Origin of the sequence: Piscinibacter gummiphilus, assembly GCF_032681285.1 — a bacterium.
In the GTDB taxonomy this organism is placed as follows: domain Bacteria; phylum Pseudomonadota; class Gammaproteobacteria; order Burkholderiales; family Burkholderiaceae_C; genus Rhizobacter; species Rhizobacter gummiphilus_A.
This window is the reverse complement of the sequence record NZ_CP136336.1, coordinates 4583098-4607548: the sequence shown is the minus strand read 5'-3', so window position 1 is coordinate 4607548 and position 24451 is coordinate 4583098. Positions and strand designations below refer to the sequence as shown.

Annotated in this window: 25 protein-coding genes and 1 riboswitch; of the genes, 13 read left to right on the top strand and 12 right to left on the bottom strand. The window is 68.5% G+C overall.

Annotated features, from left to right (window positions below):
• Positions 1–18: 18 nt before the first annotated feature.
• Positions 19–130: riboswitch (TPP riboswitch) on the bottom strand.
• 43 nt (positions 131–173) lie between these two features.
• The 3 genes from RXV79_RS21710 to RXV79_RS21700 are packed head-to-tail and all read right to left on the bottom strand — an operon-like array spanning position 174 to position 1054.
• Entirely contained in the window at positions 174–434 is a 261-nt protein-coding gene (locus tag RXV79_RS21710; RefSeq protein WP_316700173.1) for a hypothetical protein, read from the bottom strand.
• A 42-nt stretch (positions 435–476) separates the two neighbouring features.
• Positions 477–632 carry a hypothetical protein gene (locus RXV79_RS21705; protein WP_316700172.1) on the bottom strand — a complete coding sequence of 52 codons (156 nt, stop codon included), beginning with the start codon at positions 630–632 and terminating at the stop codon, positions 477–479.
• A 5-nt stretch (positions 633–637) separates the two neighbouring features.
• The gene (locus tag RXV79_RS21700; protein WP_316700171.1) at positions 638–1054 is read right to left on the bottom strand and encodes a hypothetical protein; all 417 of its coding nucleotides are present in this window, start codon (positions 1052–1054) and stop codon (positions 638–640) included.
• A gap of 113 nt (positions 1055–1167) precedes the next feature.
• Here RXV79_RS21700 and RXV79_RS21695 point away from each other — a divergent pair, with 113 nt between their 5' ends.
• A complete protein-coding gene (locus tag RXV79_RS21695; protein WP_316700170.1) occupies positions 1168–1890 on the top strand; it encodes a 5'-methylthioadenosine/adenosylhomocysteine nucleosidase in 723 nt (240 codons plus the stop codon).
• Here the strand turns inward: RXV79_RS21695 and RXV79_RS21690 are convergent.
• Complete coding sequence (locus RXV79_RS21690; RefSeq protein WP_316700169.1) at positions 1871–3526, bottom strand: tannase/feruloyl esterase family alpha/beta hydrolase; 1656 nt, start codon at positions 3524–3526, stop codon at positions 1871–1873. The two genes, RXV79_RS21695 and RXV79_RS21690, sit on opposite strands and share 20 nt — an antisense overlap.
• Before the next feature lie 153 nt (positions 3527–3679).
• On the opposite strand from RXV79_RS21690, the gene RXV79_RS21685 reads away from it, so the two are divergent.
• The 4 genes from RXV79_RS21685 to RXV79_RS21670 all read left to right on the top strand — a co-directional run bounded on the left by RXV79_RS21685 (position 3680) and on the right by RXV79_RS21670 (position 6998).
• Positions 3680–4075 (top strand): carboxymuconolactone decarboxylase family protein, encoded by a 396-nt coding sequence (locus RXV79_RS21685; RefSeq protein ID WP_316700168.1) that lies wholly within the window; start codon positions 3680–3682, stop codon positions 4073–4075.
• Complete coding sequence (locus RXV79_RS21680; protein WP_316700167.1) at positions 4072–5547, top strand: S8 family serine peptidase; 1476 nt, start codon at positions 4072–4074, stop codon at positions 5545–5547. The genes RXV79_RS21685 and RXV79_RS21680 overlap by 4 nt, the downstream gene beginning before the upstream one ends.
• A 99-nt stretch (positions 5548–5646) precedes the next feature.
• Complete coding sequence (locus RXV79_RS21675; RefSeq protein ID WP_316700166.1) at positions 5647–5910, top strand: hypothetical protein; 264 nt, start codon at positions 5647–5649, stop codon at positions 5908–5910.
• An 89-nt stretch (positions 5911–5999) separates the two neighbouring features.
• Positions 6000–6998, top strand: coding sequence for a Gfo/Idh/MocA family protein (locus RXV79_RS21670; protein WP_316700165.1), 999 nt, complete (start codon positions 6000–6002; stop codon positions 6996–6998).
• A gap of 9 nt (positions 6999–7007) precedes the next feature.
• Here RXV79_RS21670 and RXV79_RS21665 read toward each other — a convergent pair whose 3' ends face one another.
• Together RXV79_RS21665 and RXV79_RS21660 are read right to left on the bottom strand one after the other, a co-directional pair.
• A complete protein-coding gene (locus RXV79_RS21665) occupies positions 7008–8501 on the bottom strand; it encodes an ATP-binding protein (protein ID WP_316700164.1) in 1494 nt (497 codons plus the stop codon).
• A complete protein-coding gene (locus RXV79_RS21660; protein WP_316700163.1) occupies positions 8473–9231 on the bottom strand; it encodes a response regulator in 759 nt (252 codons plus the stop codon). Before RXV79_RS21660 ends, RXV79_RS21665 begins: the two co-directional genes overlap by 29 nt.
• Before the next feature lie 171 nt (positions 9232–9402).
• On the opposite strand from RXV79_RS21660, the gene RXV79_RS21655 reads away from it, so the two are divergent.
• The 6 genes from RXV79_RS21655 (at position 9403) to RXV79_RS21630 (ending at position 15631) form a co-directional block, all read left to right on the top strand.
• A complete protein-coding gene (locus tag RXV79_RS21655; RefSeq protein WP_316700162.1) occupies positions 9403–10668 on the top strand; it encodes an ABC transporter substrate-binding protein in 1266 nt (421 codons plus the stop codon).
• A gap of 86 nt (positions 10669–10754) precedes the next feature.
• Positions 10755–11642, top strand: a complete 888-nt coding sequence (locus RXV79_RS21650; protein WP_316704185.1) for a carbohydrate ABC transporter permease — start codon at positions 10755–10757, stop codon at positions 11640–11642.
• Entirely contained in the window at positions 11635–12522 is an 888-nt protein-coding gene (locus tag RXV79_RS21645) for a carbohydrate ABC transporter permease (protein ID WP_316700161.1), read from the top strand. The genes RXV79_RS21650 and RXV79_RS21645 overlap by 8 nt, the downstream gene beginning before the upstream one ends.
• A gap of 2 nt (positions 12523–12524) precedes the next feature.
• Positions 12525–13628 carry an ABC transporter ATP-binding protein gene (locus RXV79_RS21640; protein WP_316700160.1) on the top strand — a complete coding sequence of 368 codons (1104 nt, stop codon included), beginning with the start codon at positions 12525–12527 and terminating at the stop codon, positions 13626–13628.
• 3 nt (positions 13629–13631) lie between these two features.
• A complete protein-coding gene (locus RXV79_RS21635) occupies positions 13632–14627 on the top strand; it encodes an NAD-dependent epimerase/dehydratase family protein (RefSeq protein WP_316700159.1) in 996 nt (331 codons plus the stop codon).
• 44 nt (positions 14628–14671) lie between these two features.
• Positions 14672–15631, top strand: coding sequence for an ABC transporter substrate-binding protein (locus RXV79_RS21630; RefSeq protein WP_413816708.1), 960 nt, complete (start codon positions 14672–14674; stop codon positions 15629–15631).
• Positions 15632–15670: 39 nt separating this feature from the next.
• On the opposite strand, the gene RXV79_RS21625 is transcribed toward RXV79_RS21630, so the two are convergent.
• The 4 genes from RXV79_RS21625 to RXV79_RS21610 form a co-directional block, all read right to left on the bottom strand.
• Entirely contained in the window at positions 15671–16288 is a 618-nt protein-coding gene (locus RXV79_RS21625; RefSeq protein ID WP_316700158.1) for a protein-methionine-sulfoxide reductase heme-binding subunit MsrQ, read from the bottom strand.
• Positions 16289–16295: 7 nt separating this feature from the next.
• Positions 16296–17288 carry a protein-methionine-sulfoxide reductase catalytic subunit MsrP gene (gene msrP / locus RXV79_RS21620; RefSeq protein ID WP_316700157.1) on the bottom strand — a complete coding sequence of 331 codons (993 nt, stop codon included), beginning with the start codon at positions 17286–17288 and terminating at the stop codon, positions 16296–16298.
• A gap of 87 nt (positions 17289–17375) precedes the next feature.
• On the bottom strand, positions 17376–17735 hold the full coding sequence (locus RXV79_RS21615) for a hypothetical protein (RefSeq protein ID WP_296727560.1): 360 nt from the start codon (positions 17733–17735) through the stop codon (positions 17376–17378).
• 118 nt (positions 17736–17853) lie between these two features.
• Positions 17854–18489 carry a c-type cytochrome gene (locus RXV79_RS21610; protein ID WP_316700156.1) on the bottom strand — a complete coding sequence of 212 codons (636 nt, stop codon included), beginning with the start codon at positions 18487–18489 and terminating at the stop codon, positions 17854–17856.
• Positions 18490–18549: 60 nt separating this feature from the next.
• On the opposite strand from RXV79_RS21610, the gene yihA reads away from it, so the two are divergent.
• A complete protein-coding gene (yihA, locus tag RXV79_RS21605) occupies positions 18550–19242 on the top strand; it encodes a ribosome biogenesis GTP-binding protein YihA/YsxC (RefSeq protein ID WP_316700155.1) in 693 nt (230 codons plus the stop codon).
• A gap of 3 nt (positions 19243–19245) precedes the next feature.
• Here yihA and RXV79_RS21600 read toward each other — a convergent pair whose 3' ends face one another.
• Positions 19246–21432, bottom strand: coding sequence for a DUF1631 family protein (locus RXV79_RS21600; RefSeq protein ID WP_316700154.1), 2187 nt, complete (start codon positions 21430–21432; stop codon positions 19246–19248).
• A 169-nt stretch (positions 21433–21601) separates the two neighbouring features.
• Here RXV79_RS21600 and RXV79_RS21595 point away from each other — a divergent pair, with 169 nt between their 5' ends.
• Positions 21602–22762, top strand: a complete 1161-nt coding sequence (locus RXV79_RS21595; RefSeq protein WP_316700153.1) for a hypothetical protein — start codon at positions 21602–21604, stop codon at positions 22760–22762.
• Between the two features lie 25 nt (positions 22763–22787).
• Here the strand turns inward: RXV79_RS21595 and groL are convergent, their stop codons facing one another.
• Positions 22788–24437, bottom strand: coding sequence for a chaperonin GroEL (gene groL, locus RXV79_RS21590; RefSeq protein WP_316700152.1), 1650 nt, complete (start codon positions 24435–24437; stop codon positions 22788–22790).
• Positions 24438–24451: the final 14 nt, after the last annotated feature.

Genomic DNA, 24451 nt, shown 5'->3' with positions numbered 1-24451 from the left:
CCTCGAGGCCCATCGCGGGCCGCTCGTCTACGCTCTTCTTACGCCGGTATGAACCGGATCAAGTTCTCGGGTTTGGCTTTCCATCTCAGCGCCTTCGGCCTTGCGGCCCGGCACACCCCGGAGCGGGGCGGATTGTGGGCGCATCGTGTCGGCGGCGTCAACCCATGTCGCGGTCAGTTCGAAGGCTTTGGGCCTGCGCCGCGGTGGGCCTTGTTGAAGTCGTACACATGGCCGTCGGGCAGCTTGCCGCCTTCGACGGAGTTCACACCGCCCTGGCCCACGCTGTCGGGCAGCGCGGTCGAGATGCACACGTGGCGCTTGCCTTCACGGCGAAGGGCTTCGCTGTGCTTGAGGGCAGGGAGCAGGTCTTTGGCGGGAAACTCCTGGTGCGCCGGCCGGCCATCGGGTTCGAGCCAGAAGACGACGATGCTCATCGGGTGCACTCCACGGCCGCAGGGGGCGGCGATGGGGCATTGTCACTGGATCGTCTTGGGTGGGTCGATCACCGGCGACTGCTGGCCGGGCACGGGCGGGTCGACCACCGGGGGGTCGGCCAGCGGTGGAGGCGGCGGCGGCGGCGGCGCGACCGGTGGGTCGGGCGGCACGTCGTGCGCGTGCAAGAGCGTGTGCATCGGGCTCACAGGTCGGGGTTGCGGAACACGGCGTGAAGGCTCGGGGCCATCTCGCCATCGCTCTGGCTCGCCAGCAGCAGCGCCTGCTCCCACAGCGCCTGCGCCATGAGGTAGGGGTCGACGGTGCGGGCCCAGTCTTCTTCCCACAGGCTCTCGGCGAGCGCAGAGGTGTCCTGCGAGTTCAGTTCGGGGTCGAGCCCACGGATGGCGGCGGCACACGCCTCGATCCACGCGTCGCGGCGGCCCGGCATGCGCAGGCGGCCCTCGGCGCGGGCCTGCGCGCATTCCTCCGGCTCGCGGTGGCGTCGGTAGTACCAGAAGGTCTCGGCGATCTCGGGCAGCTGCCCCGTCTGCACCGTGGGCTCGAGCACCAGCAGGCGCATCGCGAAGCGCTGGATCCAGAGAGATTTTTCATGCGGCATGGAAAGCTCCTGAAGTTGGAATCCATGCTCGGCGTCGCTGCGCACAGCGTTAAGCGGGCGAATGCTTCTTTGCGGGCAGGCGCTCTCCGACACGCGTGTCAGACAATGGCTGAATGACACTGATCGCGATCGTCGGCGCCATGCACGAGGAACTCCGGGCCCTGCTCGAGGCCATGCCCGACGAGCGGCCGGTGCTGCGCGCAGGCCGCGAGTTCTGGGTGGGGCACCTGGCGGGCCATGAGGTGGTGGTGGTGCTCTCGCGCATCGGCAAGGTGGCGGCGGCGACGACCGCCACGCTGCTCTTGAGCGAGTTCGAGGTGTCGCGCATCGTCTTCACCGGCACGGCCGGTGGCCTCGCGCCCGGCGTGAACGTGGGCGACATCGTGGTGGCCGACACGCTGCTCCAGCACGACATGGACGCCTCGCCGCTCTTTCCACGCCACGAGGTGCCGCTGTACGGGCGCGACCGCTTCGAGACCGATGCGGCGATGTCGCATCACCTCGCCGACGCCTCGCGGGCGGTGCTCAATGACTTCGGTGCCACGCAGGCGCAGGTGCACCGCGGTCTCGTCGTGAGCGGCGACCGCTTCGTCTCCGAACGCGCCGAGAACGACGCGCTGTGTGCCCGCCTGCCCGACGCGCTCGCGGTCGAAATGGAAGGCGCCGCGCTCGCGCAGGTGTGCCACGACTTCGGCGTGCCCTTCGCCGTGGTGCGCACCGTGTCGGACCGCGCCGACGACAGTGCGCACGTGGACTTCAACCGCTTCGTGGCCGAGGTGGCGAGCCGCTACACGCTCGCCATCGTCACCCGCTGGCTCACGAGTCTGCGCAGCTGAAGTTGGCGGCGTCTTCAAGGCTGCCGCTGCCGCTGTACTTGGCGAACTTCGGGTACGGGCACAGCGGGCGCGTGCGGTTGGGGAAGTAGGGGTTCGTCGCGGCGGCGCGCGCGGCGATCGACTCGGGCGCCGCGCCGTTTTCCACCCAGTTGACCATCGGCGTCAGCACGTCGAACTGGTCGGTGGCGCGGCCTCCGGCGCAGTGGTTCTCGCCCGGCACCGGGAAGAAGCGCGCGAACGACTGCACGCCGGTCAGCCCGCCGTGGTTGGCGGCCAGGCGCTCGAAGTAGTCGGCCGTGTCGTGCGCGCTGAAGATCGGGTCGGCCAGGCCGTGCACGAACATCAGCTTGCCGCCGCGTGCCTGGTAGGCGGTGAGGCGGTCGTCGGCGTAGGTGTCGTAGATCGACGAGAAGGCCGCCATGCGCAGCGGGTCGGTGTCGATGTTGAAGTTGAGCGCGACGAAGGTGGGGTCCGACGGGGTGAAGAACTCCCAGCGCAGTGCGTCGGCCATCAGCGTGTTGTAGGCCGAGTTGGGCACGGCGGTGGTCGAGCTGCCGAGTGTCCAGGCGCGCCAGCCGGGCTGGTCGACCGCGGGGTCGGCCACCTGGCCGGCGTAGAGCTTCACGTTGGCGCTGTTGCGCGGGCCGTCGAAGAGGCGTTGCAGGGCGGTCACCTGCGGGGCCGACAGGCAGGTGGCGTCTTTCGCGCCCGGGCATTGCAGCACCGCGGGGTTGAAGTTGCAGGCCTTCCAGTTCTGCACCATGCCATCGGCGGCGCCGTCGAGCGTGTCGCACTGCGCGAGGATGGCGTTCGACACGAGCGCCATGTCGGCCGAGCTGTAGGCCTTGCTGAGGATGGGCGAGCCGCCTTCGACGGGGGCGATGGCGGTGAGCTGCTGGTTGTTCCACATCGCGGCCACGGTGGCGCCGCTCGACACGCGCATGGCCGGTGCATGCACCACCACGCCGTCGAAGTAGCTTGGGAAACGCTGCGTGAACATCATCCCCTGCCGGCCGCCGCCGGAGCAGCCCACGAAGTACGACTTGTCGGGCCCGCGACCGTAGCGCGCGGCGATCAGCGCCTTGGCGTTGACGGCGGTCTTGTCGAAGGCGTTGTAGGCGTGGTCGATCTTGGCCAGCGGGTCGGTGGCGAAGTCGGCCGCCGAGCCGCCCGTGTGGCCGCCATCGGTGTTGACCACCGCGTAGCCGCGGGCAAGTGCGGGGCGCAGGTCGTCGAGCGGGCCGACGTTGGTGCCGGTGGCCGCGCCGATGGAGCCGTCGTTGCCGCCGCCGCCCATGAAGAGGAAGCGGCCATTCCAGTCATCGGGCAGGGTGAGGCGGTAGCCGATCGCGTAGTTCTTGCCGTCGACGCCGACGCGTGCGTTGGTGCTGCCCGTGACGACGCAGTGCGCCGGCAGCCCGATGCTGCCGGCCGACGCGGCGCCGCTCACGCGATAGGCCGTGGTGAGCGTGGTGGCGGTGAGCGCGGTGCGGCCGACGGCGTCGCAACGCTCCTGCGCGGTGGGGGCGGGGTCGTCACCGCCGCCACCGCAGGCGGCGAGCACGGCGATGGCGACCGGCAGGACGAAGGGCAGCGCGAGCGACGCCCGCGAACGTGGATGTGTGGGTGGGTACACGGCGAGTCTCCTGTGACGCTTGTGAGGACCCCTGCACATGCTCGGCAGGGTGAAACCCATGCTAGGCCGCGCCCTCGCATTCGCTTGTCCATCGTGAGGATGACAAGCGCGATCACAATGCCGCCATTCGCACACTGCACAGGGACCACACTCATGCACTCTTCGACCCGATCGCCCGGCGAGCAGCGCCGCCGCGAAGTGATGGGCGACGCGTTCGTCGACCGCGCGCTCTCGCAGGCTTCCGCCTTCACACGGCCGCTGCAAGACCACGTCAACGACCAGGCTTGGGGCTCGACCTGGCTGCGCGAGGGCCTCACCCTCAAGGAGCGCAGCCTGTGCACGGTCGCGATGCTCGCCGCGCTCGGCCACACGCATGAGCTCAAGGGCCACTTGCGCGGTGCGATGAACAACGGCGCCACGCTGGCCGAGCTGCGCGAGGTGCTGCTGCATGTGGCGCCGTATGCGGGCGTGCCGGTGACGTCGGCGGCGTTTCGTGCCGCCGAGGAATGGATGGCGGCCGAGGGCCTGCAGTTCAAGGAGCAGGGATGAGCCTGATGCTGCGTTTTGTCTTGCTTCCCACTCGCGGCTTCACCACCGACGAGCCGCACAACACCGCGGCCATCGAAACCTTCCTCACCACGATGGCCGCGCATGGCCCGCGCCGCCTCGAGGTGCCGCCGCCGCCGAGGGTGGCCCGCTTCACCGTGCTCGATTCGATCCATGCCAATGGCGCGAAGCTGGTGGCCATGTCCGACGTGGCGCTGATGCGCCTCAAGCGCGAGCAGCCGGGGCTGCGCGTGGTGCCCGAGGTGTTCTACCGCAAGGCCCGCGCGCCGCGGCCACGCCTCATCGAGACCGTGCAGATGTTTGCGACGCGCACCGTGCTGGAGCGCCACACGCTCAAGGTCGTGCTGAAGGAGACCGGGCAGGCGCTGCGCGACGTCGACGTGATCGCCTTCAGCGACTTCGCCGCCGGCAGGGGCGCGCAGGGCACGACGAATGCGCGGGGCCAGTTGAACCTGGAGTTCCCACGCTCGGTGAAGGTGCTGGAGCGGGTCTACGTGTACCCGGCCCACAGCGGCTGGCCGGTGCTGCTGCACAACTGGCCGCTGCGCGCCGGCACGATCGAGGTGCCGGCGATCGCGCTCGACTTCATCGACTCGCGGGCCAAGGCCTACCCGCGGCGCGCGCCGGCCGACGGCCGCGGCGTGACGGTGGGCGTGATCGACACCGGCGTGGGCCCGCATGCGGCGCTCACGGTGGCGGGCGGCATGAACGCGGTGACGGGCGAAGACGCGGCCGACTGGTCCGACAGCCATGTGCACGGCACGCACGTGGCCGGCATCATCGCGGCGAATGGCAATGCGGGGGGCTTTCTCGGCGTCTCGCCTGCAGTCACGCTGCGCGCCTACCGCGTGTTCGGCAAGGGCGCCGAGGGCGCGTCGAGCTTCGCCATCGCCAAGGCCATCGACCGTGCGGTGGCCGATGGCTGCGACCTGCTCAACCTGAGCCTGGGCGGCGGCCCCGACGACCCGACCACGAGCGAGGCGATCAAGGCCGCGCGCGCCAAGGGCGTGGTCTGCGTGATCGCCTCGGGCAACGAGGGCGGGCCGGTGGCCTGGCCGGCGCGGCACCCGCTGGCGGTGTCGATCTCGGCGCTGGGCTTCAAGGGCGCCTGGCCGGCCGGCGCGATGCAGGTGCAGACGGTCACCGAGCCCACCGGCAAGGAGCAGAGTTTCATTGCCGACTTCTCCAACACCGGCCCGGAGATCGACCTCACCGGGCCAGGCGTCGGCGTGATCTCGTGCATTCCGCATGACCGCTTCGGCGTGATGGACGGCACCTCGATGGCCTGCCCGGCGGTGACGGGAGCGCTCGCTCGCCGGCTGGCGGCCGATACGGCGACACTTGGGATGCCGCGCGACGCCGACCGGGCGGACGCGATCGTCAGGCTGGCCCTGGCCGTGGCGCGCGACATGGGCCTGCCGCCGCTCGCGCAGGGGGCGGGGCTTGCGCAATAGTCGACGCGCCGCTTTGCCCTGCGTCATGCTGCGCAAAGGGGTCGGCGCGTATCATGGCCAGGCTGTTTTCTTTCGCTCCCACGACCCCATCTCCACCCCATGAGCCGCTACGTCTTGCGCTATGCCGGCACCACGCCTCGCCACGCCGAGTCGGGGGTGGACACGGCCGAGGTGGTGGTGCGTGCCGGTGCCAAGGTCATCGACGACGCCCCCGACATGCTGCTGGTGGAAGCCAGCGCCCGCGTGGCCCGCAACCTCGAGCACCTGCTGCCCGAGTGGCAGATGAACGCCGAGGCGATGACGCCGCTGCCGGCCGTGCCGCGGCCGAGCGTGCGGGCTGCCGCCCGCGGCCGTCGCCGCTGATCTCCCTTCCCGTCACGATTTCGTACCCGGCCTGAAACCGGCCGGGGCGCATACTGCGCGCCGTCGAAAACACAGACGGAGACAGGCGCATGAAGAAAGTCCAGTGGGGCGTGCTGAGCACGGCACGCATCGGCACCGCCAAGGTGATCCCCGGCCTTCAGAAAAGCCAGTGGTGCGAAGTGCGCGCCATCGCGTCGCGCAGCGACGCCGCCGCCCGCGCCGCCGCCGACGAGCTGGGCATCCCGCTCGCCTATGGCAGCTACGAGGCGCTGCTGGAAGATCCGTCGATCGAGGCCGTCTACAACCCCTTGCCCAACCACCTGCACGTGCCGCTCACGCTGGCCGCGGCGCGTGCGGGCAAGCATGTGCTGTGCGAGAAGCCCATCGCCATCACGGCCGACGAGGCCGCGCAACTGCGCGAGGTGGCGGGCCATGTGCACGTGATGGAAGCCTTCATGGTGCGCTTCCACCCGCAGTGGCTGCGGGCGCGCGAGATCGTGAGGAGCGGCGTGCTGGGTGAGCTGCGCTCGGTGCAGGGCGCGTTCTCGTACTTCAACGAGGACCCGTCCAACATCCGCAACCTGCCCGACATCGGCGGGGGTGCGCTGCTCGACATCGGCTGCTACCCCATCGTGGCGGGTCGCTTCTTCTTCGAGGCCGAGCCCATGCGCGTGATGGCGCTGGTGGACCGCGACCCGCGTTTCGGCGTCGACCGCAGCGTGAGCGCGCTGGCCGACTTCGGTGCGGGGCGCCAGCTCAGCTTCTCGGTCTCGACGCAGAGCGTGCCGTTCCAGCGCCTGCAGCTCTTCGGCTCGAAGAAGCGCCTGGAGCTACGCATCCCGTTCAACGCGCCGCAGGGCGAGTCGGTGCAGATCTTTCTCGACGACGGCAGCCGGCTCGCCGATGCCGCCGCGCAGCCCGAGACGCTGCCGCCCTGCGACCAGTACGCGCTGCAGGGCGACGCGTTCTCGAAGGTGATCCGCGGCGAGCTGGCGCTGCCCTACGGCGTGGACGACGCCGTGCAGAACATGCGCATCATCGACGCGATGTTCCGCTCCGAAAAGTCTGGCGCCTGGGAAGGCGTCTGACGCGACACCTCAGGCCAGCGAGCGCGGCAGCTCCACGCTCACGACCAGCCCGCCCTCGGGCCGGTTACGCAGCTCGATGCGCCCGTGGTGCGCCGCGACGACCGCCTTGACGATCGCCAGGCCCAGGCCGATGCCGCCGGTGCTGCGCTGGCGCGACGACTCCAGCCGGTACAGCGGCAGGAAGACCTTCTCCATCTCGTCCTCCGGGATGCCCGGCCCGTTGTCGTGCACCGCGATGCGCACCGCGTCGCCGCCGGCATCGAGCTGCACGTCGGCGCGGTGGCCGTACTTGAGCGCGTTGTCGATCAGGTTGCACAGCGCCCGCCGCAGCGCGGTGGGCCGGCAGCTCTGGCGCACCTTGCGTGCATGCTGGAACACGTGCGTCTGCTGGGTCGACGCGAAGAGCGTGGGCACGCCGTGGAAGGTGAGCGGCGGCGGCTCGGAGAAGGTGACCGGGCGGCCGAGGTCGGCGTAGTCGTCGCACACCGATTGCAGCAGCGCGGTGAGGTCGACCGACTTCACCGCTTCCTCGCGCACCTCGTGCGAGAGGAACTCCAGCACCTCGGTGAGCATCTCGTCCATCTCGTCGAGGTCGCGCAGCAGCGCCTCGCGCAACTCGGCTTCGGCCACCAGCTCGACGCGCAGGCGCAGCCGCGTGCTGGGCGTGCGCAGGTCGTGCGACACGGCGGCGAGCATGCGCGTCTGGTCGGCCAGCACCGTGGCCAGGCGGGTGCGCAGGCGGTTGTCGGCGCGGGCCATCGCGCGGGCCTCCACCGGGCCGGTCTCGGGCAGCGGCGGCACCTGCACCTCTTCGCCGCGCGCGTCGATGGAACTGGCGAGTGTGTGGATGGGTCGTGCCAGCGCACGCGAGGCCACGCCGAGTGCGACGAACACCGCGCCGAGCGCCGCGAGTGCGCTCAGCAGCACGCTCACCGGCGGCAGGCGGTCGCGCCACAGCGACGGGCTCTCGAAGCGCAGCGTCGACACCTCGCGGCGCAGCACGCCGGGGCCTTGCGGCAGCGTGACGACGAGCAGGCTCTCGCGGTTGAGCGCGACCAGCTCTCGCGAGAGCAGCGTGAAGTAGGTGCGTGTGGTGGGGGCTTCGTCGAGCGTCGCGCGTGACCGGTCGGAGAGGCTCCCCGCTTTGAGCCACAGGGTCACGTCGCTCGGCACGAGCGTGGCCGGTGGCGAGGGCGGCGCCGGCAGGCGCTGCTGCACCGTGAAGTCGGCGGGCAGCGGCCCGGGGCCGTGCCGCACGACGACCGACGAGCTGCCGAACTCGCCCGAGGGTGCGCGGCCATCGAGGGCCTGCATCATCGCGTCGTGCACCGCCCAGCCGGCGAGGTCGGCGCGTGCAGCGTCGCGTTCGCGCGCGGCCCATTCGATGGCGCACAGCGAGCCCACACCCAGGATGGCCGCCGCGCCCGCGAATTGCAGCGCGAGGATGCGCCCGCCCAGCGAGGCGGGCAGCAGCTCAGCCCAGCGCCGTGTCGGGTTGCCCATGGCGGTGGTGGCGCTGCACCTCGGCGCAAAGCTGGTAGCCCTCGCCGCGCACGGTCTTGATGAGCGAGGGCTCCTTGCCGCCGTCTTCCACCTTGCGGCGCAGGCGCGAGACGAGGATGTCGATGCTGCGGTCGAAGGGGCCGCTGTCGCGGCCGGCCACCATGTCGGCGAGCTGCTCGCGGCTCAGCGGGCGCTGCGGGTGTTCGACAAAGGTGGTGAGCAGCGCGAACTCGCGCGTGGACAGCGGCACCACCGTGCCGTCTCGCGATTGCAGCTCGCGCTCGACCATGTGGAGCCGCCAGCCCGCGAAGCTGTAGGCGATGATGGCCGCGTCGCCCTCGGTGGCGCTCTTGCTTGGGCTCTGCGTGCGCCGCAGCACGGCCTTGATGCGCGCCATCAGTTCACGCGGGCCGAAGGGCTTCACGAGGTAGTCGTCGGCGCCGAGCTCGAGGCCGATCACGCGGTCGGCCTCGTCGCGCAGCGCCGTCACCATGATCACCGGCAGCTGCGTCGTGGTGCGCAGCTCGCGGCACAGCGCAAAGCCGTCCTGCCCGGGCATCAGCACGTCCAGCACGACGAGGTCGATGCGCCACTCCTTCAGCGCCTTGAACATCTCGCGCCCGTTGCCGGCCACGGTGACGAGGAAGCCGAACTCCTGCAGGTGACGCTTGGTGAGCTTCTGGATCTCGACGTCGTCGTCGACGACCAGGATGTGGGGCGTGCGCTCCATCGGGCTTGTCTCGTCTCGTCGTGGTTTTGTAACGCTGGGTAGCAACGCGGGCTGGCGCGCCAGTGGCGTTACATCGCCACGCTCACACCGTCGCCGTGCGAATGCACCATCGGCGCCGCGCACATTAAGTCCAGCCACTGGACGCGTCAACAAGCGCGAGGAGACAACACGATGAGGCAAGCAAGCAATCTGCTCCGGGGTGTGGCATGCGCCGTGGGCCTGTGCCTGAGCGGCACTGCCGCACAGGCCGCGCCCACGGTGGAAGTGCTGCACTGGATGACCTCCGGCGGCCAGGCCAAGGCGATGAAGTCGCTCAAGGACGACATGGAATCGCAAGGCGGCAAGTGGATCGACACGCCGGTGGGCGGCGGCAGCAGCGAAGAGGCGCTGACCAAGCTGCGCGCGCGTGTGCTGGGTGGCGATGCACCGTCGTCGGTGCAGCTCAAGGGCCCGCTGATCCAGGAGTGGGGCGCGCTCGGTGTGCTGCAGCCGATCGACGACGTGGCCGCGGCCGGCAAGTGGGAGCAGGCGCTGCCGAAGTCGGTGGCGGCGACCATGAAGTACAAGGGCCAGTGGGTGGCGGCACCGGTCAACGTGCACCGGCTCGACTGGATGTACGCCAACCCGGCGGTGCTGAAGAAGGTGGGCATCACGATGCCCGCCACCTGGGAGCAGTTCGACACCGCCGCGGCCAAGCTGAAGGCCGCCGGCATCACGCCGCTCGCGCACGGCGGCCAGGCTTGGCAGGACGCGTCGCTGTGGGAGGTGATCGTCATCAGCGTGGGCGGCCCGGCCTTCCACCAGAAGGCGCTGGTCGAGCTCGACCCGAAGGCGCTCGGCGGCGAGACGATGCAGAAGGTGTTCGATCGCATGCGCAAGCTGCGCGGCTACGTCGACCCCAACTTCTCAGGCCGCGACTGGAACCTCGCCACCGCGATGATCATGAACGGCACGGCCGGCTTCCAGATCATGGGCGACTGGGTCAAGGGCGACATGACGGCGGCCGGCAAGCAGGCGGGGAAGGACTACGTCTGCGCCAACCCGCCCGGCACCGACAACGCCTTCCTCTTCATCGTCGACAGCTTCGCGATGTTCAAGAGCAAGGACGCCGAGCGCCTGGCCGGCCAGAAGCTCTTTGCCAGGCTCTTGATGGAGCCGCGCTTCCAGGAGAACTTCAACCTCGCCAAGGGTTCGATCCCGGTGCGCACCGACATGAAGCTCGACAAGTTCGACAGCTGCGCGCTCGCCGCGAGCGAGCACATGGCCAAGACGGTGAAGTCGGGCGGGTTTGCGCCCTCGGCCATCCACGACATGGCGGTGCCGATGGCGGTGAAGGGTGCGATGACCGATGTGGTCACCAAGCACTTCAACTCCGACATGAGTTCGGCTGAAGCGGCTCGTCGCCTCGCCGATGCGGTCAAGCTCGCGCGGGAGTGACACACGCCGTGTCGACACCACCGTGGAGCGTGAGCCGGCACCGGCCGCTGGCCGCGGGCGAGGTCGGCGCCCGGCAGCGGCCGGGCATGGCGCCCGCACGCCGCTGGCTGCAGCACAACCTGTCGGCGCTGATCATGGCGCCCACCGCGGCGGTGACGCTCGTCTTCGTCTACGGCTTCATCGCGTGGACGGTCTACATGTCGTTCACCGGCTCTCGCATGATGCCGGTCTACGAGCTGATCGGCTTCGATGCCTACACGCGGCTGTGGCAGATGGAGCGCTGGGGCGTGTCGATCCGCAACCTGCTGATCTTCGGCGGGCTCTTCATGGTGCTCAACCTGGCGCTCGGCCTCCTGCTCGCGGTGCTGCTCGACCAGCGCATCCGCTTCGAGGGCACGCTGCGCGCGATCTTCCTGTACCCGATGGCGCTCAGCTTCATCGTCACCGGCACGGTGTGGAAGTGGATGCTCAACCCCGGCCTCGGGCTCGAACGCTCGGTGCACCTGCTCGGCTTCACGAGCTTCAAGTTCGACTGGATCATCGACCCCGACTACGCGATCTACACCATCGTCATCGCCGGTGTGTGGCAGACCTCGGGGCTCATCATGGCGATGTTCCTCGCGGCGCTGCGCGGTGTGGATCAAGACGTGGTGAAGGCGGCCTACATGGACGGCGCCTCCATGCCGCAGATCTACTGGGGCATCATCATCCCGTCGATCCGGCCGGCGTTCTTCTCGGCCATCGTGGTGCTCGCGCACCTGGCGGTGAAGAGCTTCGACCTCGTGATCGCGATGACCAACGGCGGCCCGGGCTACGCGACCGACCTGCCGTCGATCTTCATGTATGCGATGAGCTTCCAGCGCAACAACATCGCGGTGGGCTCGGCCACGGCGGTGATGATGCTGTGCACGGTGATGGCCATCGTGGTGCCCTACCTCTACTCGGAGCTGCGGCCGGGGAGGCGCCATGACTGAGTTCCGCTCCGCCTACGCCGCGACAGCTTCGGGCCGGCTCGGCCGCTATGGCCTCTACGCACTGCTGCTGCTCTTCGCCGCCTACTACCTGGCGCCGCTCTACGTGATGCTCGCCACCTCGTTCAAGCCGCCCGAGGAAATGCGCGAGAGTTCCCTCTTCGCGCTGCCGAGGATGCTGCAGTGGGACACCTGGCGCATGACCTGGAGTGAGGTGTGCATCAGCGTCAACTGCGGCGGCATGAAGCCCTACTTCGCCAACTCGCTTGCGGTGGTGCTGCCGGCGGTGGTGATCTCCACGCTCATCGGCGCCATCAACGGCTACGCGCTCACGATGTGGCCCTTCCGCGGCGCCAATCTGCTCTTCGGCCTCCTGCTCTTCAGCTGCTTCATCCCGTTCCAGGCGGTGATCCTGCCGCTCGCGCAACTGCTGGGTGCGGTGGGCATGGGCAGCAGCACCGGCTGGGGCGTGATGACGGCCTACATCGTTTACGGGCTCGGGTTCACCACGCTCTTCTTCCGCAACTACTACGTGACGCTGCCGCGCGAACTCGTGAAGGCCGCGACCATCGACGGCGCGGGCTTCTTCGGCGTGTTCTGGCACATCCTGCTGCCGATCTCGGCACCCATCTTCGTGGTGACGGTGATCTGGCAGTTCACGCAGATCTGGAACGACTTCCTCTTCGCCGCCACGCTCACCGACGGGCCGGGCCAGACCATCACGGTCGCGCTCAACAACCTCGTGAAGACCTCGCAGGCCACCAAGCGCTACGACGTCGACATGGCCGCGGCGGTGATCACCGGGCTGCCCACGCTGGTGGTCTATTTCCTGGCTGGCAAGTATTTCGTCCGCGGGCTCACCGCGGGCGCCGTGAAGGGCTGAACGTGGCGTCTCTGGAACTCGTGAACGTGTCGAAGTCGTTCGGGCGGCAGCCCATCGTGAAAGACGTGTCGCTCACCGTCGACGACGGCGAATTCCTCGTGCTGGTCGGGCCCTCGGGCTGCGGCAAGTCGACGCTGCTCAACCTCATCGCGGGCCTGGAGCCCATCACCGAGGGTGACATCCGCATCGACCGCAAGAGCGTCAACGACGTGCACCCCAAGGACCGCGACATCGCGATGGTGTTCCAGTCGTATGCGCTGTACCCGAACATGACGGTCGAGCGCAACATCACCTTCGGCTTGAAGATGCGCGGCACCGCCAAGGCCGAGCGCGACGCAGCGCTCAAGCGCGTGGCCTCGCTGCTGCAGATCGAGCAGCTGCTCGACCGCAAGCCCGGCCAGCTCTCGGGCGGGCAGCGGCAGCGCGTGGCGATGGGCCGCGCGATGGTGCGTGACCCCTCCATCTTCCTCTTCGACGAGCCGCTGTCGAACCTCGACGCCAAGCTGCGCCTGGAGATGCGCACCGAGATCAAGCGCCTGCACCAGCGCCTGGGCACCTCGGCCGTGTACGTGACGCACGACCAGATCGAGGCGATGACGCTCGCGAGCCGCATCGCGGTGATGCGCGACGGCGTGCTGCAGCAATGCGCCGACCCGAAGACGGTCTACGACACGCCGGCCAACATGTTCGTGGCCGACTTCATCGGCTCGCCGGCGATGAACTTCCTGCCGGCCACGCTCATCCAGCAGGGCGATGCGCTGGGCGTGCACGTGGGCGAGCAGGGCGGTGAGCGCGCCTTCTTCCCGCTCCCGCGCGCCAACGGACGCCATGCCGACCGGCTGGGCGGCGAGGTGGTGCTGGGGCTGCGGCCCGAGCACCTCGCGCCGGCCGAGGCGGGGCAGGGCGATGCGGCGCAGTTCGAATGCCGTGTCGACGTGGTCGAGCCCACCGGCACCGACACCATGCTCTTCTTCGACTGGGCCGGCGTGCGCATGGTCGCGCGCACGCACCCGAACTCGCCGGTGCTGCCGGGCGACACCGTGCGCATGGTGGTCGACACCGCGCGGGCCAGCGTCTTCGACCGCGTCACCGGCGAGAGGATCTGAACCATGGCGCATGCTGAATCGCTGCTGCTCGTCACCGGCGCGGCCGGCAAGGTCGGCCAGGCCTTCATCGCGCGCCTGCTCGCCGACCCGGCCTTCACCCACTTTCGCGTGCGTGCGTTGTGCCACAAGCGCACGCTGCCGCCGAAGCCGCGGCTGGAGGTGGTGAAGGGCGCGATGCAGGAGCGCGCCGACGTGAACCGCGCGATGGAGGATGTGACCCACGTGCTGCACCTCGCCACCTCCAAGGAAACGCCCGACGAGGTGATGGACGTGGCGGTGAAGGGCATGTTCTGGCTGCTGGAGGCGGCGCGCACCAGCGCGAGCCTGAAGCAGTTCGTGCTGGTGGGCGGCGATGCGGCCATCGGCCACTTCTTCTACCCCCGCAGTGCCCCTGTCACCGAGGAGGTCGCGCACAGCGCCTACCCCGGCTGTTATGCGCTCTCGAAGGTGCTGGAGGAGGTGATGCTGGAGCAGTACCAGATTCAGTACGGCCTCAACGGCTGCTGCCTGCGCGCGCCGTGGATCATGGAGAAGGACGACTTCAAGTACCAACTGTCCTTCGGTGACGACGTGTTCGGCGGGCCTCGCTGGTGCGAGCTCGTCGGCGATGCCGATGCGCTGCGTTATCGGGAGACCGGCGCGGTGCCGGTGATGCTCGATGCCGAAGGCCGGCCGGTGAAGCGCAACTTCGTGCACGTGGACGATCTCGTGTCGGCCCTGCTGCTGGCGCTCGACAATCCACGCGCGCACCAGCAGCTGATGCATGTGTGCATGGACGAGCCCGTCGACTACGGCGAGCTGGGCGACTACCTCGCGCGCACACGCGGCCTGCCGCTCGTGCCCATCCGCACGCCCTACCACTCGACATGGCTCGACAACCGCAAGGCGAGGCTGCTGCTCGAGTGGCGGCCCCGATACGACCTCGCGCGCATGGTCGAGGCGGCGTGGTCCTTTGAGCGTTCACCCGACGACCCGCGCGTGGTGTGGTACCCCGGATGAGGTGTTCATCCCCAAGACGACAGAAGGAGACTGGAATGGAGACATTGACCCCGAATCGCCGCACGCTGCTGGCGATGGCGGCCACCCTGGCCCTGAGCACGCCTGGCGTGTCGTTTGCGGCCAAGAAACTGGTGATCGGCTTCGCCCAGACGGGGGCCGAGAGCGAATGGCGCACGGCCAACACCGAGTCCATCAAGCAGGCGGCCAAGGACGCCGGCGTGGAGCTCAAGTTCTCGGACGCGCAGCAGAAGCAGGAGAACCAGATCAAGGCGCTGCGCAGCTTCATCGCGCAGAAGGTCGACGTGATCATCCTCGCGCCGCTCGTCACCACCGGCTGGGACACGGTGCTGATGGAGGCCAAGCGCGCCAAGATCCCGGTGATCCTGGAAAGCCGCAACGTGGAGGTGAAAGACACCTCCACCTGGACCACCTTCGTCGGCTCCGACTTCGTGGAGGAGGGGCGGCGCGCGGCGCGCTGGCTGCTCGACCACACCAAGTCGACGCAGGGCGACGTCAACATCGTCGAGCTGCAGGGCACGGTGGGCTCCGACCCGGCCAACGACCGCAAGAAGGGCTTCGAGGAGGTCATCAAGACCAACCCGCGCTACAAGATCATCCGCTCGCAGACCGGCGACTTCACCCGCGCCAAGGGCAAGGAGGTGATGGAAGCCTTTCTCAAGGCCGACGCGAAGAAGATCAACGTGCTCTACGCGCACAACGACGACATGGCCATCGGCGCCATCCAGGCCATCGAGGAAGCCGGGCTCAAGCCAGGCAAGGACATCCTCGTCATCGGCGTCGATGCCGTGAAGGGTGCCTTCGAGGCCATGATCGCCGGCAAGATGAACGTGAGCGTGGAGTGCAGCCCGCTGCTCGGCCCGCAGCTCATGGAAGCGGCGAAAAAGGCCGCGGCCGGCGAGCCGCTGCCGCGGTGGATCAAGACGATCGAGGGCGTGTTCCCGGCCGAGGTGGCGGCCAAGGAGTTCCCGAACCGGAAGTACTGAGCAAGCGAGGAGTGCGCGGTTGCGGGCTGGGGCTGCGGCTCAGCCCGCTTTTTTGCGCCCGAGCGCATGCACGATGCGCCAGCCCAGGAGCAGGGCGATGACCACAGCGTAGACGAACACTTCGGCCAGGTTGTTCTTCGAGGCGCGCATCCAGAAGAAGTGCAGCAGGCCCAGCAGCACGACCGCGTAGACGAGCTTGTGCAGCCACTGCCAGCGCTTGGCGCCCAGCGCCTTGATCGCGCGGTTGAACGAGGTGGCCGCCAGCGGCGCCATCAGCAGCAGCGCGAGGAAGCCGACCAGCGCGAACGGTCGCTTGGGAATGTCGCGCACGATCGCGTCGAGGTCGAAGCCCATGTCGAGCCAGCCATACGACAGGAAGTGCAGCACGGCGTAGAAGAAGGCGTAGAGCCCCAGCATGCGGCGAAAACGCGCAAGTGCCGGTTGCTTCGTCATCACCCGCAGCGGCGTGATGGCCAGCGTGAGGCAGAGGAAGCGCAGCGTCCAGTCGCCGGTGCCGCGGATCAGCGCCTCGGCGGGGTTGGGGCCGAGCGTGTCGGCAAACGCACCGTAGAGCAACCACGCGAAGGGCAGCGCGCAGACGACGAACAGCAGCGGCTTGGCTGCGGGGTGCAGCCACGGGGAACGACTGGCCGGCATGCGCGGGTCAGTAGTTCTTGACCAGGTTCATGCCGGCGTAGAGCTGCCCCACCTGCGGCTCGTAGCCGTTGAACATCAACGTGGGCCGCTTCTTCGCGAACACGCCGTCTTCGCCGATCCGCCGCTCGGTGGCCTGGCTCCAGCGCGGGTGGTCGACCTTCGGGTTCACGTTGGAATAGAAGCCGTACTCCTGCGCGGCGGCGAGGTTCCACGAGGTGTTGGGCTGCTTCTCGGTGAAGCGGATCTTGACGATGGACTTGCCGCTCTTGAAGCCGTACTTCCAGGGCACGGCGATGCGCAGCGGTGCACCGTTCTGGTTGGGCAGCACCTCGCCGTAGAGGCCGAAGGCCATCAAGGTGAGCGGGTTCATCGCCTCATCGAGGCGCAGGCCTTCCACATAGGGCCAGTCGAGCACGTGCGAGCCGAGGTAAGGCATCTGCTTATCGTCGGCGAGCGTCGTGAATTCCACGAACTTCGCGTTGCCGGTGGGCTCGACGCGCTTGATGAGTTCCGACAGCGAATAGCCCACCCACGGAATCACCATCGACCAGCCTTCGACGCAGCGCAGGCGGTAGATGCGCTCTTCCATCGGGGCGAGCTTGAGCAGCTCGTCGAGGTCGTAGACCTTGGGCTTCTTCACCGCGCCTTCAACGGCCACCGTCCACGGGCGCGTCTTGAGCTTGCCGGCGTTTTGCACCGGATCGCCCTTGCCGGTGCCGAACTCGTAGAAATTGTTGTAGCTGATGACGTCGTTGTAGGGCGTGAGCTTGTCCATCGTCACGCCGCCGGCAATGGTGCTGCGCGTGGCGGGCAGGGCGGCCAGCTTGTTGGGGCGCGCGGTCTGAGCCTGGGCATCGCGTGCCGCCCAGGCGGCCAGCGCCATGCTGCCGCCGCCGACGGCGATCAGCTTGAGCAGCTCGCGGCGGCGCTCGTAGACGTCGCGCGGGGTGATCTCGGAGGCGGCCTTGTGTTGGAAGCCTCGATCGGGATGGAAATGCATGACAGCTCCTGTGCAGATGCAGCTCGGTCGCTTTTGGAGCGGTCGAGCTTACAACTGGTTCACATCAGGTGCAGGCAGGCGGGTTGCTCAGAGATCGCTGAAGTTGGTGTCGTCGATGACGGTGCCGAACTGGGTGTCGGAGAAGAGGCGCAGCGAGTTGCGCGACACCCGCTCGCGGAAGCTCTTGCGGGCGAAGAGCTTGGCTTGGGCTTCGCCCGGCAGGTCGGTGATGTTGATGATGTTCTTGACGATGAGCGTGTCGATCACGTCTTCGATCACACGCACGAAGTCGGCGTCGAGCCGGCCGAATTCGCTGTTGGTCTGCATGTTGTGCCCCACGAAGGCCATCAGGTCGCTGTGGCCTTCGGGAAGGAACTCCATGCCGCCATGGTCGTGGCGGTGCAGGCTTTCGATGGAACCGTCGGGGCCGCGGCGGATGTAGGGCATGGCGCAGACAGGAGTGTCGGTGGCCACACTATAGGCACAGGTGCTGCGGCGCGGCAATCGGCAGCGCAAACAAAAAGGCCGGTCAGTGACCGGCCTCGTACTTGTGCAGACGCTGCGTTCAGCGCATGCCGGCGATGTAGTCCGACACGGCCTTCAGCTCCTTGTCGTTCATCTTGGCGACCACGCCGGTCATGATGGGGCTGTTCTTGCGGCCACCGTCGCGGAAGGCCTTGAGCTGTGCTTCGGTGTAGTCGGCATGCTGGCCGCGCAGGCGCGGGTACTGCGAGGGCACGCCCGAGCCGGTGGGGCCGTGGCAGCCCGAACAGGCCGGCACGTTGCGCTCGGCGATGCCGCCGCGGTAGATCTTCTCGCCCAGGGCGACGGTGTCCTTGCTCTTGGCGAAGCCGGGCTTGGGTTGCACGCCAGCGTAGAAGGCGGCCACGTTCTTCATGTCGGCGTCCGACAGCGGCGCGGCCATGCCCTGCATGACGGGGTTGGCGCGCTTGCCTTCCTTGAACTCGGCGAGCTGCTTGACGATGTACTCCGGGTGCTGGCCCTGGAGGATGGGGTTGGCAGGAGCGCCACGCGAGCCATCGGCGGTGTGGCAGGCGCCACAGACCTTGGTGGACAGCTCTTGGCCCTTGGCGGGATCGGGCTTGGCGGGGGCGGCCGGGGTGGCGGCCATCGCAGGTGCGAAGAAGGCACCCGCAGCGCAAGCAATCAGCAAGGAGGTCAAGGTGGCGAAGGGCTTCATGGGCTCGGTCTTTTGATGCAAAACCCAGGGATTTTACAATGCCGGGCTTTGGGCCCCTCCATGACCGAACAAAACAATTCCAACCCTTCGGTCGACACACCCGAGGACGCCGAGAAGGCCGCACTGGCCTGGACGCACACCGCGCGTTTCCTCACCACCGCGAGCCAGCTGCACCAGCTGCCTGCCACCGAGCTGCCCGAGATCGCCTTCGTCGGCCGCTCGAATGCCGGCAAGTCGACCGCCATCAACACGCTGACGCAGCAGAAGCAGCTCGCCTTCGCCTCGAAGACGCCGGGCCGCACGCAGCACATCAACCTCTTCGAGCTGGGCCCGAAGACGGCCCCCGACGCCTTGTTCGCCGACTTGCCGGGCTATGGCTACGCCGCGGTGGCCAAGGATGCGAAGCGGCGCTGGCAGAAGGTCATGGCCGATTACCTGGAGCTGCGCCGCAGCCTCACCGGCGTGGTGCTGATGGTCGACTCGCGACTCGGCTTCACCGACCTCGATCGCCAGTTGCTGGAGTTCGTGGCCTCGCGGGTGGGCAACGGTTCGGTCAAGCTGCTGGTGCTCCTGACCAAGGCCGACAAGCTCAACCGCCGCGAGGCGAACGAGGCTCTCGAAACTGCGCAGTCGGTGCTGGGCGAGCTGTCGACCGACGAGGCCGATGTGAGCATGTCGCTCTTCTCGGCGCTCAAGAAATCAGGCGTGGGCGACGCGGCCTGCGTGCTTCACGACTGGGTGCACGCGGCCTGAACCTCACCCGACCGGCCGGGCCAGGTTGAGCAGCAGGCCGTCGACCGCACGCTGGATCAGCGGTTGCTCGTGCAGCGGGCGCAACAGCTTCTCGGCGCGCAGCCGCTCCAATGCCCGCAGGCTCACCGAATGCGTCTGCTGCGGCAGCTCACCGGCGAAAAGGAAGAAGTGGCCCTGGTCGCTGCGCCACAGCAGCTGCACACAGGTCCATGCGCCATGCAGGAAGATGCGGTAGCGCTCGCCTGGGGCCATGCGTTGCACCCACTGCTTGGCTTCGTCGGCCGATGAACCCGGCTCGGCGCTGTCCATCAGCGCGGCGGGCACGGTTTCCATCGACGCGAGGTCGATCAGCGAATCACTGAAGGCCGAGCCGTCGAGCGGGTCGGGCTCGGGCAGGGCTTCCGGATGCTCTTCCTCGCGCATGCGCTGGACGATCTCTTCCGGGGTGAGCTGGTCGTCGGACTTGCCACCCGCCGGCGCGGGGCGCGCTCCCGGCCGCAATGCGTCGGAATGGACCTTCATCAGCTCGTCGAACACCGCCTGCTGCTCGGCCGGCGGCAACTGCACCAGCGCCATGCCGTCGCGCAGGCGCTGCAGCAGCCCCGGCAGCAGCTCCAGCAGGCGCTGGCGGCTCTTGGGGTGGTCGGGCAGCTTCAGGCTCCAGAGCAGCTCGTCGACGGTCTTCAGGTAGCCGGTGGTCTGCGGGCTCTGGTCGCCATGCTGCTGCACCGACTGCGTGAGCACGTGCGACCAGGTGCCGGTGATGAAGCGGCGCAGCGTGGGGCTCGCGGGCACGTGGGCCATCTGCTCGACCAGGCGCCCGGCCAGCGTGCGCTGCAGCGCTTCGGCCTGCTCGGCGCGCATGAGGGTCTCGACGCTGGGCTCGGCCTCGCGCCGTTGGCGGCGCAGCTGGTCGGCGAGGAAGGCATCGAGCCGGCCCAGGCTGTGGCGGTAGAGGGCGCTGTCTTGCTGCGGCGCGGCGCTCATCTGTTGCACGAGCTTGTCGCAGAACTCCTGCAGCGCGATGAGGCGTGTGTCGTAGGGGTGCGGGTAGGCGCTTGCAGCGGTGACGATGCGGTCGAGCAGCTGCCACACCGGGTGGTCGTAGGCGTCGAGCATGCTCGGGTCGAGCAGTGCAATGCGCAGGGCCGACACCTGCAGCCGGGCGATCACGCCCTGAAGGGGCGTGGAGAGGCTGCGGTCGGAGAGGATCGTCTCGAAGAGGCGCGACAGCAGCTCGATGATCTGCCGGTCGACCGTCTCGCCCGCGGTGGCCATCAGCGCGGCGCGGTGGTGGGCCAGGCGCAGGGGCGGCGGCGAGGCAGCGATGGCGGCTGCGTCGCCGGTGGGCATGCGGCGCAGTAGTTCTTCGACACGCATCAAGGCCTGCTCGAGCGCGGGCGTGGTGGTGGGCAAAGCGCGCCGCTTGGCTTCGCCGGTGACCGGGCTGCTGCCGGTGTCGGCACCCCCACCGGGCATGCTGCGCATCAGGCCATCGAGCGCGCCGGGGCGCGTCACATCCATCTCGGGCGGGGCGTCGCGGCCGGCACCGGGGGCGATCACCACGGTGCGGTAGATGCCGGGCTCGATGCCTTGCGATTCGAGCCGCGTGCTGGCCGCGGCGAAGGCCGTGCGCAGCAGCCCGCCGATCACGGTGGCCGACACCCGGAGCAGGATGCTCTGCTGGACTCCGGTGATGGGCAAGGCGGACCCGGCTTCCCACAGGGCCCGGGCGAACGATTGCGGCCGCAGCGGGTTGGACTCGGCCGTCACGTGCCCCTGCCCGCGCAGCGTGGAGGTGAAGGTCTGCAACTCGCGCAGCTCCCACTCGGCGGCGCTGTCGATCTGCTGGATGGCGCGTGAGATCTCGATGTCGGATTCGACCCGGGTCTCGTCCATCAGCTGCAGCCCGCTCATGCGGAAGCTGTCCGCCTCGGCTTGCGTGGCCGGGCCCATCTCGGCCAGCACCAGGCGGCGCAGGGCTTCGACGAAGGCCTTCTGGTAGACGCCCTGCTGCTGTTGCAGCACCTGCACCAGCTCGAAATAGTGCTGCCGCTCGCTGCTCGTCAGCAGGTGGTCGCGCGGCTGGCGCAGCTGCTCCAGCGTGGCGCTGCAGGTCCTGGAGATGAGGTCCGCGGAGCGGTGGAGTTCGTCGTCGACGAAGCGCTGGAGAAGCGGGGGGACGGACATGGCTCATTTTGCGGCCCGAGGGGGGCTTGTCAAACCGGGCTGTTCCCCGGGGCGCGGATTCAGGATGTTTCAGGGCGCTTCAAGGACACGGGCCGCGTCGTGCCCGGAACATGGTGGCGGCCCCGGGGCATCCCCTCGGGTCTTCAGTCCACTTCAGGAGAATTCGGACATGGCCATCACCATGCAAGGCAGCTGGACGGTGCAGGTGCGGGCCCGCGACGCCGCCTACGCGCAGCGTGTCGTCATCGACGGGGCGGACGTGGGCAACGGCGTGCACGACGGCATCGTGGGCCAGCGCCTGCATGTGACGGGCGCGCACTGGACGCTGCGCGTGCAGCACCGCCCGACCCGCGAGGCCTGGCGCGAGTCGCAGCTGCGCCTGGGCCTGCCGAGCGTGGAATCGGGGCTGCTGCGGGTGGAGATCGCCTCAAACGACGGGGGGCTCGATGACGCGTACGACGACCTCGTGCTCGACTGCTCCCTGCCCATCAGCCGGTGCGAGCACGTGGTGTATGGCGAGGTGACGGCCCATGACGCGGCCATGCCCTTCAACCCACGCCGCGACGACTACCTGGTGCTCGACGCACCGGTCGACGTGCCGGCGGTGTGCGCGCGTTATCCGGCGCTGGAGGCGGTGCTCGGCAAGCTCTATCCGCAGCGCTGGCGAACGACGGCCGGGCTGCATGGCGACCTCACGCCGCTGGTGTTGCCGAGCGGCCTGCCCACGGCAGCGGTGGGCTTGCGCTTCGAATCGCGGCTCGACGAAGCCGACCGTTGCGGCGCCGATCAGGAGGCGGCGGTCAGGATGCTGCAGGCGTCGGTGGGACGCGTGCCCTTCCAGGCCCACGCGATGGAAGCGGGCGCCACGATCCTCACCCACGCCGAGCTTGGTGCCATCGCCCACCTGCGCGACCAACTTTTGCGGCAGCCGTGCGACACCGTCCCTGCCGCGTCGGTGCTGCTGCACTTCGAGCGCTACCACCGCAGCGCGAGCGAAGAGGCCGGGGGCGCCTATCGGGGCACCGGGCTGCGCGAGCAACTGGGCCACGCGATCACCGACGGGCAGGGGCGCTATCTCTTCCGCTTCCGCCAGCCGCGTGGCGACGTCTCGCCGGACCTGCTGGTGCAGGCCAGTGCGCCGGGTTGCGCGCCTTGTTTCGAAACTGCGCCCTACGACCGTGTGGCCAACCTGCGCCGCGTCGACCTGTGCGTGCCGCGCGAAGCCTGCGCGGTGCCTGAGCGACGCCCGCGCTTGCAGCCGGTGTTGGCCCCCGAGCGCGAAGAAAAAAGGGCTGCCGAAGCAGCCCTTTGCAGGAGGCGTTGCTCTTGAGGAGCAGGCGCCGAGCCTGGACGTCTTACATGTCCATGCCCATGCCGCCCATGCCACCCATGCCGCCCATGCCACCGCCGGCAGCCGGCGCGTCGTCCTTCGGGGACTCGGCGACCATGCACTCGGTGGTCAGCATCAGCGAAGCGACCGACGCGGCGTTTTGCAGCGCGGTGCGGGTCACCTTGGTCGGGTCGAGAATGCCCATCTCGATCATGTCGCCGTAGGTGTCGTTGGCGGCGTTGAAGCCGTAGTTGCCCTTGCCGTTCAGCACGGCGTTGATCACCACGCTCGGCTCGCCACCGGCGTTGGCCACGATCTCGCGCAGCGGGGCTTCGATGGCCTTCAGGATCAGCTTGACGCCGGCTTCCTGGTCGGCGTTGTCACCCTTGATGGTGCCGGCCGACTGGCGGGCACGCAGCAGGGCCACGCCGCCACCGGCGACGATGCCTTCTTCCACTGCAGCGCGGGTGGCGTGCAGGGCGTCTTCCACGCGGGCCTTCTTTTCCTTCATCTCGACTTCGGTGGCAGCACCGACCTTGATGACGGCCACGCCGCCGGCCAGCTTGGCCACGCGCTCTTGCAGCTTCTCGCGGTCGTAGTCGCTGGTGGCTTCTTCGATCTGCACGCGGATCTGCTTGACGCGGGCTTCGATGTCGCCAGCGGCGCCGGCGCCGTCGATGATGGTGGTGTTTTCCTTGCCCACTTCGACGCGCTTGGCTTGGCCGAGGTCGGCCAGCGTGACCTTCTCGAGCGTCAGGCCGACTTCTTCAGCGATGACCTTGCCGCCGGTCAGGATGGCGATGTCTTCCAGCATGGCCTTGCGGCGGTCGCCGAAGCCAGGGGCCTTCACGGCCACGACCTTCAGGATGCCGCGGATGGTGTTGACGACGAGGGTCGCCAGCGCTTCGCCTTCGACTTCTTCCGCAATGATCAGCAGCGGACGGCCAGCCTTGGCGACTTGCTCCAGGGTGGGCAGCAGGTCACGGATGTTGCTGACCTTTTTGTCGTAGAGCAGGACGAAGGGGTTGTCGAGCAGGGCGGCCTGCTTCTCGGGGTTGTTGATGAAGTAGGGCGACAGGTAGCCGCGGTCGAACTGCATGCCTTCGACGACTTCGAGTTCGCTGTCGAGCGACTTGCCGTCTTCGACGGTGATCACGCCTTCCTTGCCGACCTTGTCCATCGCGTCGGCGATGATCTTGCCGATCGACTCATCGCTGTTGGCCGAGATCGAGCCGACTTGCGCGATTTCCTTGCTGGTGGTGGTGGCCTTCGAAGCCTTCTTCAGCTGCTCGACCAGGGCGGTGACCGCCTTGTCGATGCCGCGCTTCAGGTCCATCGGGTTCATGCCGGCGGCCACGTACTTCATGCCTTCGCGCACGATGGCCTGGGCCAGCACGGTGGCGGTGGTGGTGCCGTCACCGGCGTTGTCGCTGGTCTTGGAAGCGACTTCCTTGACCATCTGGGCGCCCATGTTCTGGAGCTTGTCCTTCAGCTCGATTTCCTTGGCGACCGACACACCGTCCTTGGTCACGGTGGGGGCGCCGAACGAGCGCTCGAGCACCACGTTGCGGCCTTTGGGGCCCAGGGTCACCTTGACGGCGTTGGCGAGGATGTTCACGCCTTCGACCATGCGGGCACGGGCTTCACCGCCGAAGACCACGTCTTTTGCTGCCATGTTTGTATCTCTCC

Excerpts from the sequence above, each read along its gene's own strand:
- RXV79_RS21625 (WP_316700158.1), bottom strand. The coding sequence starts at position 16,288 with ATGCCGGCCAGTCGTTCCCCGTGGCTGCACCCCGCAGCCAAGCCGCTG.
- RXV79_RS21695 (WP_316700170.1), top strand. The coding sequence starts at position 1,168 with ATGACACTGATCGCGATCGTCGGCGCCATGCACGAGGAACTCCGGGCC.
- RXV79_RS21700 (WP_316700171.1), bottom strand. The coding sequence starts at position 1,054 with ATGCCGCATGAAAAATCTCTCTGGATCCAGCGCTTCGCGATGCGCCTG.
- RXV79_RS21665 (WP_316700164.1), bottom strand. The coding sequence starts at position 8,501 with ATGGGCAACCCGACACGGCGCTGGGCTGAGCTGCTGCCCGCCTCGCTG.
- RXV79_RS21595 (WP_316700153.1), top strand. The coding sequence starts at position 21,602 with ATGGCCATCACCATGCAAGGCAGCTGGACGGTGCAGGTGCGGGCCCGC.
- RXV79_RS21600 (WP_316700154.1), bottom strand. The coding sequence starts at position 21,432 with ATGTCCGTCCCCCCGCTTCTCCAGCGCTTCGTCGACGACGAACTCCAC.
- msrP (WP_316700157.1), bottom strand. The coding sequence starts at position 17,288 with ATGCATTTCCATCCCGATCGAGGCTTCCAACACAAGGCCGCCTCCGAG.
- RXV79_RS21635 (WP_316700159.1), top strand. The coding sequence starts at position 13,632 with ATGGCGCATGCTGAATCGCTGCTGCTCGTCACCGGCGCGGCCGGCAAG.
- yihA (WP_316700155.1), top strand. The coding sequence starts at position 18,550 with ATGACCGAACAAAACAATTCCAACCCTTCGGTCGACACACCCGAGGAC.
- RXV79_RS21685 (WP_316700168.1), top strand. The coding sequence starts at position 3,680 with ATGCACTCTTCGACCCGATCGCCCGGCGAGCAGCGCCGCCGCGAAGTG.
- RXV79_RS21710 (WP_316700173.1), bottom strand. The coding sequence starts at position 434 with ATGAGCATCGTCGTCTTCTGGCTCGAACCCGATGGCCGGCCGGCGCAC.
- RXV79_RS21705 (WP_316700172.1), bottom strand. The coding sequence starts at position 632 with ATGCACACGCTCTTGCACGCGCACGACGTGCCGCCCGACCCACCGGTC.
- RXV79_RS21650 (WP_316704185.1), top strand. The coding sequence starts at position 10,755 with ATGGCGCCCGCACGCCGCTGGCTGCAGCACAACCTGTCGGCGCTGATC.
- RXV79_RS21615 (WP_296727560.1), bottom strand. The coding sequence starts at position 17,735 with ATGCCCTACATCCGCCGCGGCCCCGACGGTTCCATCGAAAGCCTGCAC.
- RXV79_RS21610 (WP_316700156.1), bottom strand. The coding sequence starts at position 18,489 with ATGAAGCCCTTCGCCACCTTGACCTCCTTGCTGATTGCTTGCGCTGCG.
- RXV79_RS21670 (WP_316700165.1), top strand. The coding sequence starts at position 6,000 with ATGAAGAAAGTCCAGTGGGGCGTGCTGAGCACGGCACGCATCGGCACC.
- RXV79_RS21655 (WP_316700162.1), top strand. The coding sequence starts at position 9,403 with ATGAGGCAAGCAAGCAATCTGCTCCGGGGTGTGGCATGCGCCGTGGGC.
- RXV79_RS21675 (WP_316700166.1), top strand. The coding sequence starts at position 5,647 with ATGAGCCGCTACGTCTTGCGCTATGCCGGCACCACGCCTCGCCACGCC.
- RXV79_RS21660 (WP_316700163.1), bottom strand. The coding sequence starts at position 9,231 with ATGGAGCGCACGCCCCACATCCTGGTCGTCGACGACGACGTCGAGATC.
- RXV79_RS21680 (WP_316700167.1), top strand. The coding sequence starts at position 4,072 with ATGAGCCTGATGCTGCGTTTTGTCTTGCTTCCCACTCGCGGCTTCACC.
- groL (WP_316700152.1), bottom strand. The coding sequence starts at position 24,437 with ATGGCAGCAAAAGACGTGGTCTTCGGCGGTGAAGCCCGTGCCCGCATG.
- RXV79_RS21645 (WP_316700161.1), top strand. The coding sequence starts at position 11,635 with ATGACTGAGTTCCGCTCCGCCTACGCCGCGACAGCTTCGGGCCGGCTC.